The sequence below is a fragment of the Streptomyces sp. NPDC058632 genome (genome assembly GCF_042717095.1).
GTDB lineage: Bacteria > Actinomycetota > Actinomycetes > Streptomycetales > Streptomycetaceae > Streptomyces.
Genome location: NZ_JBHXQZ010000098.1, coordinates 18,522 through 29,312 on the forward strand (window position 1 = coordinate 18,522; position 10,791 = coordinate 29,312).

At 70.8% G+C, this 10,791-nt stretch carries 11 protein-coding genes and 1 pseudogene; 5 read left to right on the forward strand and 7 right to left on the reverse strand.

Translation table 11 applies throughout. The features are described from left to right. Nucleotides 1–5: 5 nt before the first annotated feature. Nucleotides 6–833, reverse strand: coding sequence for a trans-aconitate 2-methyltransferase (locus tag ACFWVE_RS29055; protein WP_384020170.1), 828 nt, complete (start codon nucleotides 831–833; stop codon nucleotides 6–8). A 127-nt stretch (nucleotides 834–960) separates the two neighbouring features. Beyond that, on the reverse strand, nucleotides 961–1,908 hold the full coding sequence (locus tag ACFWVE_RS29060) for a helix-turn-helix transcriptional regulator (RefSeq protein ID WP_384020173.1): 948 nt from the start codon (nucleotides 1,906–1,908) through the stop codon (nucleotides 961–963). A gap of 91 nt (nucleotides 1,909–1,999) precedes the next feature. On the opposite strand from ACFWVE_RS29060, the gene ACFWVE_RS29065 reads away from it, so the two are divergent. Both ACFWVE_RS29065 and ACFWVE_RS29070 read left to right on the forward strand, forming a co-directional pair. Beyond that, on the forward strand, nucleotides 2,000–2,365 hold the full coding sequence (locus ACFWVE_RS29065) for a VOC family protein (protein ID WP_384020176.1): 366 nt from the start codon (nucleotides 2,000–2,002) through the stop codon (nucleotides 2,363–2,365). 203 nt (nucleotides 2,366–2,568) lie between these two features. Beyond that, nucleotides 2,569–3,066, forward strand: coding sequence for a MarR family winged helix-turn-helix transcriptional regulator (locus ACFWVE_RS29070; protein WP_384020179.1), 498 nt, complete (start codon nucleotides 2,569–2,571; stop codon nucleotides 3,064–3,066). On the opposite strand, the gene ACFWVE_RS29075 is transcribed toward ACFWVE_RS29070, so the two are convergent. After that, complete coding sequence (locus tag ACFWVE_RS29075; RefSeq protein ID WP_384020182.1) at nucleotides 3,025–3,792, reverse strand: LuxR C-terminal-related transcriptional regulator; 768 nt, start codon at nucleotides 3,790–3,792, stop codon at nucleotides 3,025–3,027. The genes ACFWVE_RS29070 and ACFWVE_RS29075 overlap by 42 nt on opposite strands. A gap of 262 nt (nucleotides 3,793–4,054) precedes the next feature. Here ACFWVE_RS29075 and ACFWVE_RS29080 point away from each other — a divergent pair, with 262 nt between their 5' ends. After that, on the forward strand, nucleotides 4,055–4,495 hold the full coding sequence (locus ACFWVE_RS29080; protein WP_384020185.1) for a GNAT family N-acetyltransferase: 441 nt from the start codon (nucleotides 4,055–4,057) through the stop codon (nucleotides 4,493–4,495). A 54-nt stretch (nucleotides 4,496–4,549) separates the two neighbouring features. On the opposite strand, the pseudogene ACFWVE_RS29085 reads toward ACFWVE_RS29080, so the two are convergent. From ACFWVE_RS29085 to galT, 4 genes and pseudogenes are all read right to left on the reverse strand, one after another. Beyond that, nucleotides 4,550–4,843, reverse strand: a pseudogene (locus ACFWVE_RS29085) (Uma2 family endonuclease); the annotation flags it as partial. Nucleotides 4,844–5,040: 197 nt separating this feature from the next. After that, on the reverse strand, nucleotides 5,041–6,222 hold the full coding sequence (galK, locus tag ACFWVE_RS29090; protein ID WP_384020200.1) for a galactokinase: 1,182 nt from the start codon (nucleotides 6,220–6,222) through the stop codon (nucleotides 5,041–5,043). A gap of 64 nt (nucleotides 6,223–6,286) precedes the next feature. Beyond that, nucleotides 6,287–7,258 (reverse strand): UDP-glucose 4-epimerase GalE, encoded by a 972-nt coding sequence (gene galE / locus ACFWVE_RS29095; RefSeq protein ID WP_384020188.1) that lies wholly within the window; start codon nucleotides 7,256–7,258, stop codon nucleotides 6,287–6,289. Beyond that, nucleotides 7,255–8,316, reverse strand: a complete 1,062-nt coding sequence (gene galT, locus ACFWVE_RS29100) for a galactose-1-phosphate uridylyltransferase (protein WP_384020191.1) — start codon at nucleotides 8,314–8,316, stop codon at nucleotides 7,255–7,257. The genes galE and galT overlap by 4 nt, the downstream gene beginning before the upstream one ends. Before the next feature lie 227 nt (nucleotides 8,317–8,543). On the opposite strand from galT, the gene ACFWVE_RS29105 reads away from it, so the two are divergent. Then, entirely contained in the window at nucleotides 8,544–10,280 is a 1,737-nt protein-coding gene (locus ACFWVE_RS29105; protein WP_384020194.1) for a sodium:solute symporter family protein, read from the forward strand. 30 nt (nucleotides 10,281–10,310) lie between these two features. Then, nucleotides 10,311–10,712 carry a hypothetical protein gene (locus ACFWVE_RS29110; protein WP_384020197.1) on the forward strand — a complete coding sequence of 134 codons (402 nt, stop codon included), beginning with the start codon at nucleotides 10,311–10,313 and terminating at the stop codon, nucleotides 10,710–10,712. Nucleotides 10,713–10,791 lie beyond the last annotated feature (79 nt).

Sequence of the window (10,791 nt, forward strand, 5' to 3'; positions counted from 1 at the left end):
CCGGGTCACTCCCCCTTCCGCGCCACGGCGAAGACGCGCCGGAAGGGGTACGGGGTGCCGTGCGGCCCGGCCGGGTAGGCGGTGCGCAGGGCGGACCGGTACCCGGTGAGGAACGCGTCGCGTGCCCGCGGGTCGTCGGCGAGGGCGGTGAGGACGGGGCGCAGGGTGGTGCCCTCGACCCAGTCCAGTACGGGGTCCTCCCCCTGGAGCAGGTGAAGGTACGTCGTCTCCCACACGTCGGTGGTGCAGCCGAGGCCGGTCAGCCGTTCCAGGTACGCCTGCGGCCGGAGCACGGCGTCGGCGTGCCGCAGGACGCCGTCCAGGCGGTCGCGCCAGGGCGGAGAGGCGGCGAGGTCGCGCAGGAGGGTGTGGCTGGGGGCGTCGAAGTTGCCGGGCACCTGGAAGGCCAGGGTGCCGCCGGGCGCGAGGCCCGCCGCCCAGTCCGCGAACCGGTCCGCGTGTCCGGGGATCCAGTGCAGGGCGGCGTTGCTGACGATCAGGTCGTACGGCCGGCCGGGCCCGGGCGTCCAGGTGCGGACGTCGGCGCGGGCGAAGCCGATCCGGCCGCCGCCTGGGGTGGGGCCGGCGTGGTCGGCGTCCGCCGTGGCGAGCATCTCGGGCGAGTTGTCGTAGCCGGTGACGCGGGCGCGCGGCCAGCGCTCGGCGAGCAGCGCGGTGACGTTGCCGGCGCCGCAGCCGAGGTCGGCGATGCGGGGCGGGTCGCCGGGGAGCGCGGGGACGCGGGCGAGGAGGTCGAGGAAGGGGCGGGTGCGGTGACCGGCGTGCCGCAGGTACTGGGCGGGGTCCCAGGCGGGACCGGTGACCGTGGGCATGGAGCCTCCCGGAGTCGGTCGACGGGTGCCCAGCCTCCCACTCCTACCAACTCGACATCAAGAAACTTGACGTCGAGAGACTTCGTGCCGGTGCGACCACCGCGTCGATCGTCATGGAGGACGAGGACTAGGAATACCCCTCAAGGATCTGTGCGGCGAGTTGCCGGATGTGCTCCCGCGCTTCCGCGGGACCGGTCACGGTGACGCTGTCGCCGAACTGCAGAAGCAGGCGGACGTCCTCCACCCCCCGACCGCTCACCGTGATGCCCACCCGGTGCGCCCCTGCGGCCTCTCCTACGGTCAGCCGGCGGCCGAGGACACGCCTCGCCAGACCCACCCGGTCCAGGTCGAGTTCGGCATGGATGTGGAAGGAATCCGGATTCTCCCAGCGCGCCGTCAGTTCTGCCGCGACACCGTTCAGGGTCGCGCCCGGACGCAGCCGGCCGGCCGCCCGCATCGGCTCCCAGTCGACGAGCCGTTCCAGCACGTAAAGGCGCGGACGGCTCGCGGAGTCGGCGACGAGATACCACCTGCCGGCTTTGGCCAGCAGGCCGTAGGGATCGACCACCCGCCACGTGGGCTCCTCCTCATCGGGTCTGCGGTAGCGGATACGCAACCGCACGCCGCGCCGCAGGTCGCCCACCAGTGCCGCCGGAGGCAGGCCCTCGGCGTCCCGGAAGTACCAGGGTCTGTTGTCGGTGGTCACGACCGCGCTCAGCGGCAGTACGTCACCGGCCGGCGGACGCAGCCTCGAGCGCACCTTCCGGTGCGCGCGCCGGGTGTCGGCCGTGGCTCCCAGTTGCTCGCGCTGCATGTCGTCGAGGCCGTAGAGCGCGAGATGGTCCCGTTCGTCCGGAGTGAGCCGTGACGTGTCGAGCATCCCACCGGGCAGAAGTGTCACCCCGCCCCAACGGCCGCGCCGGACCAGCAGGGGGAAGCCCGCTTCCTGCAGCCATTGCACATCCCTGAGGACGGTACGCACCGACACGCCGACTTGGGCCGCCAGCTCGGCGGTCGTCGCGGTCTCCCGGGACTGCAGCGCCAGCAACAACGAGAAGAAACGATCCGGAGTCACAGGATCGAGAATCCCAGGAATCATGACGGGATCCGTCACGTATGACGCGCATGCTCCAGTCGTCCGGTCGGACCGACCCAAGGAGTGAGCCATGTCGTCCTCGATCACGTTCATCGTCTACGTCAACGACGCGCCGGAAGCCGCCCGTTTCTATGCGGACCTCCTCGAGATCGAACCCACCTTCCAGTCCCCTCGATACATCGCCTTCGGTCTTGGCGACGGCGCGGAGCTCGCGCTGTGGAGCGGGCAGATCGACGGCCCGACCCCGGCGGTGCCGCGCACCAGCGAGGTCTGTCTCACGCTGCCCGACGGACCCGAGGCGATCGACCGCCGGTTCGCGAGGTGGGCGGAGAAAGGGGTCCGGGTGGTCAGCGAGCCGAGCGACGAGGTGTTCGGGCGCACCTTCGTCGTCTCGGACCCGGACGGCAACCTGATCCGGGTCGCCCCCGTCGACTGACGGCAGGCCGGCGGGGCCGGTCCGCAGGAACGTTCGCACCCACCGGGACCCCGGCGGGTGCCCGCAGGCGCGGGTCTCCTGGAGATCGGCAACCGGCCGGCAACCGGGCTGACGGGCACCCGCCGCTCCGCACCTCCCACTCCGACGTCAAGAAACTTGACGTCAAGAGACTTCACGTCGACACAACCACTACACTGATCGTCATGGAGGACGAGGTCGATCGGCTGGTCGCAGCATGGCGCCGGGAGCGCCCGGACCTCGACGTGGAACCGCTCGAGGTGCTCAGCCGGGTGAGCAGGCTCGCCCGGCACCTGGACCGGGCCCGCAGACTGGCCTTCGCCGAGCACGGGCTGGAACCCTGGGAGTTCGACGTCCTGACCGCGCTGCGCCGCGCGGGCGCCCCCTACCAGCTCTCGCCGGGGCAGCTCCTCACGCAGACGCTGGTCACCTCGGGCACGATGACCAACCGCATCGACCGCCTGACCAAGAAGGGTCTGGTGGAGCGCCTGCCCGACCCCAGCGACCGGCGCGGGGTCCTGGTCCGCCTCACCGACGAGGGCCGTGACCGCGGCGACCAGGCGCTGGCCGGGCTGCTGGCGCAGGAGCGGGCCATCCTCGCCGAACTCCCCCGCGCCCAACGCGCCGAACTGGCCGGCCTGCTACGCCAGCTGACCGCCCCGTTCGACAACATCCCCGGTTAGGTCGACGGGCCCGACGCCCGCCCGCCGGGCGAGGGCCACGGCGGCGAGGGTGGAGTGCACGCCCAGTTTGCCGAGCACGTTCTGCATGTGCGTACGGACGGTGTGCGGGGACAGGTACAGGCGCTCGGCGACGGCCTTGCGCCCCAGGCCCGCGACCATGCACCGCAGCACCTCCCGCTCGCGCGGGGTCAGGGACTCCACGAGCCGCTCGCTCTCGGTGCGGTGCTTGCGGGCGGCGGTGAGTTCGCGCAGCACGCCGGTGAGCAGGGCGGGCGGCAGATGCGTCTCGTCGCGCAGCACACCCCGGACGACGGTGAGCAGCCGGCTCAGCGAGCAGTCCTTGGCGACCCAGCCGCCGGCGCCGGCCTGGAGGGCGAGCGCGGCGCGGCGCGGATCGTCCTTCTCGGCGAGTACGACGATCCGTACCCGCGGGTGGACCGAGCGCACCCCGGTGACCAGGGACATCCCGTCGACCAGGCCGTCCTCGTCGCCCGCCTGGACGGGTACGGCGGACCGGCCGGCCGGCACCCTGCCCCCCAGGTCGGCGTCGACGAGCAGGACGTCGAACCGCCGCCCCTCGCCGGCGGCCCGCTCCAGGCAGCGCAGTGCGGCCGGACCGCTGCCCGCCGCGGACACCTCGACGTCCGGCTCGGCGGCCAGGGCCGCGGCGAGCGACTCGGCGAAGATGCGATGGTCGTCGACGACCAGGACTCGGATACGTTGCACGAAACCCCCTCCCCCATGCTCTCTGCAGAGCAGGGGACTGCCTCCATCGTCGGAAGACGACACCGGCACCGGGACGGGCCGCCGTGAGCCGCCCGGCCGCCGCCGCACGTCACCACCGCCCCGCCCCGGATCGCGTACCCGAGTGTCTCGCCCCCTGAACGGCGCCGGCCCCCACCGGCGTTGTTCATCAGAGTACGGACGGGGGCCGGGAGCGGAAGGCCCTTTGCCGAACTTGCGCTCCTGCGCGTTTATGGTGAGCCGCATGTTTCGTCTGGAGACAGAAGTCGACAAGGCCCGACGCGATCTGCTCCGCAGGCGGCTGCGGGACACCAACACGGCGGCGTCCCCGGTCCTGCGGGCGCTGCGCGGAACCCCACAGGAACGCGACTCCCCTCTGCACGTGTGGGCATCGGACCCGGCCGGTGATCTCGCGGGCGGCCTGGTCGGCCACACCTGGACGACCTGGCTGCACGTGACGTACCTGTGGGTCGACGAACGCCACCGCGGAGCGGGCCTCGGCACCCGCCTGCTCGCCGAGGCGGAACGCCTGGCCACGGCCCGCGGCTGCCGCTCCTCCCGCGTGGAGACCTGGGACTTCCAGGCCCCGAAGTTCTACCGACGCCACGGCTACGAGGTGGTCTGCGTGATCCCGGACTACCCCCCGGGCATCACGGAGTACACGCTGGTCAAGCGGCTGGGGTGAGACACCGGGGCTCGTGGAGCCCGTCCGGGCTCCGAACCGCTGGGGCGGGAGCGGTCAGAGACCGTCGAGCGCTTCCGAGGTGATGTCGATGTCGTACGGCGCACCGAGTTTGAGCAGTTCACGCCGGGTGCCTGTCAGGTCGTAGGCCTTGGTCACCGGGTCGAGTTCGTAGACCCGGACGACCGGGTGCCGGTCCGCACCGCCCGTCTCGACCAGCCAGAAGTGCGGGATACCCGCAGCGGCGTACCTGCGCGGCTTGGTGTCGCGGTCACGGGCCTCTGAATCCGGGGAGATCACTTCGACGGCGAGCAGGACGTCCGTGGCCTGGAAACGGGTCTGCTCCCTGCCGTGACGGCCTCGCGCCTACGAGTACCGCGAAACAGACACCGCGAAAGAGGGCCGCAACCGTCGCCGAGAGACAAACGGCCCGCAGGACTGCCCGGACGTCCCGCCGCCCGAACCCGGCCCGGTCCGCGTCGTTCTCATGCCACCCGTGTGCTTCGCGGGCGGTGACGCCGGGAACCGACCGGCACCACCGGCCCGCTTCAGCGCACCCGCCGCGCCCCCGCCGAAGGCACCGCCTCGAAGACCCGGGGGGTCTTGAAGCCCGCGGTCGCGAAGGCGTCCTCGACCGACTTGGTGATGGCCGGGACGTCGGCCTCCTCTGCCAGGACGATGGCCGAGCCGCCGAAGCCGCCGCCGGTCATGCGGGCGCCGAGGGCGCCGGAGGCGACGGCCGTGTCGACGACCAGGTCGAGCTCCGGGCAGGAGACGCGGAAGTCGTCGCGCAGCGAGGCGTGGCCCGCGACGAGGACCGGGCCGATGGCGCGGGTGTCGCCCGATTCCAGGAGGGCGACCACCCGTTCGACCCGCTCGTCCTCCGTCACCACGTGCCGGACCAGGCGCCGCACCTCGTCCTCGCCGTCGCCCAGCCGCTCCAGCGCCCCCTCGAGGCCGGCGTACGGGATGTCCCGCAGGGCGTCGACGCCCAGGAGGGCGGCGCCCTTCTCGCAGCCGGCGCGGCGCTTGCCGTACTCGCCCTCGCTGTGGCTGTGCTTGACCCGGGTGTCGACCACGAGCAGGCGCATGCCCTCGGCGGCGAGGTCGAAGGGGATCTGCCGCTGGGAGAGGTCGCGGGTGTCGAGGAACAGGGCGTGCCCGCTCTCGCAGCAGGCGGACGCCGTCTGGTCCATGATGCCGACGGGGGCGCCGACGTACACGTTCTCCGCGCGCTGGCACAGGCGGGCCAGCTGCCAGCCGCGCAGGTCCAGTGCGTACAGGTCGTTGAGGGCCAGGGCGACGACGACCTCCAGGGCCGCCGAGGAGGACAGGCCGGCGCCGGCCGGGACCGTCGAGGCGAGGTGGATGTCCGCGCCGGTCACGGCGTGGCCGGCCTCGCGCAGGGCCCAGACCACGCCCGCCGGGTAGGCGGTCCAGTTCTTGTCCGCGCCGGGGGTGAGGGAGTCCACCGTCAGTTCCACGACCGGTGCCGCCACCTCGGCGGAGTGCAGGCGCAGGACGCCGTCGTCGCGCCGGGAGACCGCCGCGACCGCGGTGTGCGGCAGGGCGAACGGCATGACGAAGCCGTCGTTGTAGTCGGTGTGCTCGCCGATGAGGTTGACCCGGCCCGGTGCCGCCCAGACGCCCTGCGGCTCGGCTCCGTACAGCTCCCGGAATCGCTCGCCGACCGCTTCCGCGGCAGCCTCGCCGGTGGTGGACTCGCTCATGGCGCTCATGCCCTGACCCTGACCCTTCGTCATCCCGGGCCCGATCCCGGACCCGGTCGTTCTGCTACTGCTTGCTCTGCTGCTGCCGCTGCGCGAACTCCCACGCGTCCGCGACGATTCCGGCGAGGTCCGAGCGGGTCGGCTTCCAGCCCAGTTTCTCGTGGGCCGCGGCGGCCGACGCCACCAGGACCGCCGGGTCGCCGCCCCGGCGGGGGGCCACGACCTCGGGGATCGGGTGGCCGGTGACCCGGCGGACCGTATCGATCACCTCGCGGACCGAGAAGCCGCTGCCGTTGCCGAGGTTGCAGACGAGGTGTTCGCCGGGGGTCGCCGCGGTCAGGGCCAGCAGGTGGGCCTCGGCCAGGTCGGCGACGTGGATGTAGTCGCGTACGCAGGTGCCGTCCGGCGTCGGGTAGTCCTCGCCGTAGACGCTGATCGCGTCGCGGCGGCCCTGGGCGACCTGGAGGACGAGCGGGATCAGGTGGGACTCGGGATCGTGCCGCTCCCCGTACTGGCCGTACGCGCCGGCCACGTTGAAGTAGCGCAGCGAGACCGCGCCCAGGCCGTGGGCCGCCGCCTCACCGGTGATCATGTGGTCGACGGCGAGCTTGGTGGCACCGTAGGGGTTGGTGGGGCGGGTCGGGGCGGACTCGACGATCGGGACCTGCTCGGGCTCACCGTAGGTGGCCGCCGTGGAGGAGAACACCAGCCGGCGCACCCCCGCCTCGCGCATGGCGCCGAGCAGGGACATGGTGCCGCCGACGTTGTTCTCCCAGTACTTCTCGGGCTTCACGACGGACTCGCCGACCTGGGAGGACGCGGCGAAGTGCAGCACGCCGTCGAAGGAGGGGTCCAGCCACGCCGCCGCGTCGCGGATGTCGCCCTCGACGAAGGAAGCACCGGCCGGGACGGCCTCGCGTACGCCGGTGGAGAGGTTGTCGAGGACGACGACCTCGTGGCCCGCCTCCAGCAGATGCCGGGCGACGACACTCCCGACATAACCCGCGCCACCGGTGACCAGGTACTTCCCGCTCATGAACTCGCTACCTCTCGCAGTCGCTCGGCCGCGCGCTCCGGCGGCACGTCGTTGATGAACACGTTCATGCCGGACTCGGAACCCGCGAGGAACTTCAGCTTGCCGGATGTACGGCGAATGGTGAAAAGCTCGAGGTGGAGCGCGAAGTCGTCGCGCGTCACCCCGTCGAACTCCTCCAGCGCGCCGAACGGGGCCTGGTGCCAGGCCGCGATGTACGGGGTCGGAGGCTCACCCTCGCCGAAGATCCGGTCGAACCGTCGCAACAGTTCCAGATAGACCTGGGGAAACTCCGTGCGTGCCGCCTCGTCGAGCCCCAGCAGGTCGGGCACCCTGCGCTTGGGATACAGGTGGACCTCGTAGGGCCAGTGCGCGGCGTACGGCACGTAGGCGGCCCAGTGGTCGCTCTCCAGGACGACCCGCTCCCCCGCCAGCTCCTCCGCGAGGACGGTGTCGAACAGGTTTGCCCCGCCGGATGCCTCCTTGTGTGCGGCCACTTGGCGGAGCATCAGGGCGGTACGGGGGGTGGTGAAGGGGTAGGCGTAGATCTGCCCGTGCGGGTGCTGGAGGGTGACGCCGATCTCGGCCCCCCGGTTCTCGAAGCAGAACACCTGGTCGACGGAGGGCAGATGGGACAGCTCCGAGGTCCTGTCCGTCCACGCGTCCAGGACCAGGCGCACCTGCTCCTCGTTCAGGGAGCCGAAGGAGGCGTTGTGGTCGGAGGTGAAGCAGACGACCTCGCAGCGGCCGGAGTCGCCGGCCAGGGAGGGGAAGCGGTTCTCGAAGACCACGACGTCGTACGAGGAGTCGGGGATCTCGCTGAGCCGGTCGCCCTCGGAGGGGCACAGGGGGCATTCGTCGGCCGGCGGGTGGTAGATGCGGCCCTGGCGGTGGGAGGCGATGGCCACGGAGTCGCCGAGCAGCGGGTCGCGGCGGATCTCGGACGTCGTGACGGTGGCGTCCAGCGGGCGGCGGTCGGTCGCGTCGCGCACGGTGTCGTCACTGAGGTCGTAGTAGATGAGTTCGCGACCGTCGGCCAGCCGGGTCGAGGTCTTCTTCACGCCGGACGCTCCATTCGAGCCATTCGAGCCATTCGCCGCGCCGCCTTCGCGGCGCCGTCATCACATATCTTCGCACACTTCCAACAGAAACCAACATACCAAAACACGACTCACCACGACGGTCCACATCACAATCAAACAAAGAGCACCGGCGGACGTGTTCAATCCCTGAACACGGAGGCATTAGGTTCCGCGACGTATCGGTTCGCGCAACGAAGCGAGTACTCATGCAGACCCCCACAGATCCGACTGCACACCTGAATATTTCCGCCGGACCCGCCGACCCCGTCGGCACGCTCCACCTCGCCGCCGAGCTGCGGCTCCCCACCAACTGGCTCGACTACACGATCCTCGGGATCTACTTCGTCGTCGTCCTCGGCATCGGCTTCGCGGCCCGCAAGTCCGTGAAGACCAGCCTCGACTTCTTCCTGTCCGGCCGCTCCCTGCCCGCCTGGGTCACCGGCCTGGCGTTCATCGCCGCCAACCTGGGCGCCACCGAGATCCTGGGCATGGCCGCCAACAGCGCGCAGTACGGCGTGTACACCACGCACTGGTACTGGATCGGTGCCATCCCGGCCATGGTCTTCCTCGGCCTGGTGATGATGCCGTTCTACTACGGCTCCAAGGTCCGCTCGGTCCCCGAGTTCCTGCTGCTGCGCTTCGACAAGGCGGCCCACCTGCTCAGCTCGCTGCTGTTCGCCTGCGCGTCCATCCTCATCGCCGGCGTCAACCTCTACGCGCTGGCGATCGTGGTCGAGGCGCTGCTGGGCTGGCCGCAGTGGGTGGCCGTCGTGGTCGCGGGCTTCTTCGTGCTCGCGTACATCACCCTCGGCGGCCTGTCCTCCGCCATCTACAACGAGGTGCTGCAGTTCTTCGTCATCCTCGCCGCGCTCATCCCGATCACCGTGCTCGGACTGAAGAGCGTGGGCGGCTGGGACGGGCTGTCCGACTCCCTCACCGAGTCACGCGGCGCCGACTTCATGACCTCCTGGGGCGGCACCGGCATCGGCAGCGACAACCCGCTCGGGGCCAACTGGCTGACCATCGTCCTCGGCCTGGGCTTCGTCCTGTCCTTCGGCTACTGGACGACCAACTTCGCCGAGGTGCAGCGCGCCCTGTCCGCGAAGAACCTCTCCGCGGCCCAGCGCACCCCGCTCATCGCCGCGTTCCCGAAGATCTTCATCGTCTTCCTGGTGATGATCCCCGGCCTGGTCGCGGCCGTCCTGGTGCCGCAGATCGGCACCCCCGACTCCGATCTCCAGTACAACGACGCCATCCCGTACCTCATGGAACAGCTGCTGCCCAACGGTGTCCTGGGCATCGCGGTGACCGGCCTGCTGGCCGCGTTCATGGCGGGCATGGCGGCCAACATCTCGTCCTTCAACACGGTGTTCACCACCGACATCTGGGCACGGTACGTGGAGAAGGGCCGCGAGGACGCGTACTACGTCCGCTTCGGCCGGCTGATCACCGTGATCGGGGTCCTGGCGTCGATCGGCACGGCCTTCCTGGCCTCGTCGTTCTCCAACATCATGAGCTACCTCCAGACCCTGTTCTCCTTCTTCAACGTGCCGATGTTCGTGGTCTTCATCATCGGCATGTTCTGGAAGCGGGCGTCGATGAAGTCCGGGTTCTGGGGCCTGCTCGCCGGCACCACCGCCGCGATGGTCAACTACTTCGTCCTCTACGAGCAGGGCATCGTCGACATCCCCACCGACCAGGGTGCCAACTTCGTCTCCGCGATCGCGGGCTTCGTCGCCGGCGCGGTGGTCATGGTCGCGGTGTCGCTGTTCACCGAGCCCAAGCCGGCCGAGGACCTCCAGGGCCTGGTCTACGGCACCACCTCGCCCGGCATGGCCGAGCCGCCCGCCGAGGGCGACGACGCCTGGTACCGCAAGCCGGCGCTGCTCGGCTGGAGCGCGGTGATCCTGGCGGCCGCCTGCTACATCCCGTTCTCGTTCTGACCACGCTCCGACCGAGGAGTTTGAGAGACCATGTCCGAACACAATTCCGAGCAGCATCGCCCCCGGCCCTCCCGGCCCGGATCCCACTCCGAATCCTCGTCGTCCGCGCACGCGGCGCACTACTCGGACAAGGATCTCCAGGAGGAGGTCTCCGAGCTGCGGACCAAGTCCGCGACCGCCGCCCGCCTCTTCGACATCCGCCGCCTCATCGGCGCCCTGTTCGTGGTGTACGGCGTCATCGTCACGATCGCGGGCATCACCGCGTCCGACGCGGACATCGACAAGGCCGAGGGCGTCAACATCAACCTGTGGACCGGCCTGGGCATGCTCGCCCTGGGCCTGTTCTTCCTCGTCTGGCTGAAACTGCGGCCCATCGCTCCGCCGACCCCGGACGTCACGGACGCCGTGGGGGAGGAACAGCGGGGCGAGTGAGAAAGCGCGCGTCGTAGCGGGGCGGCCGAGCATCCGCAGCGCACGGCGGGGCGGGGTGCCCGCGGTACCGGCAGCACAC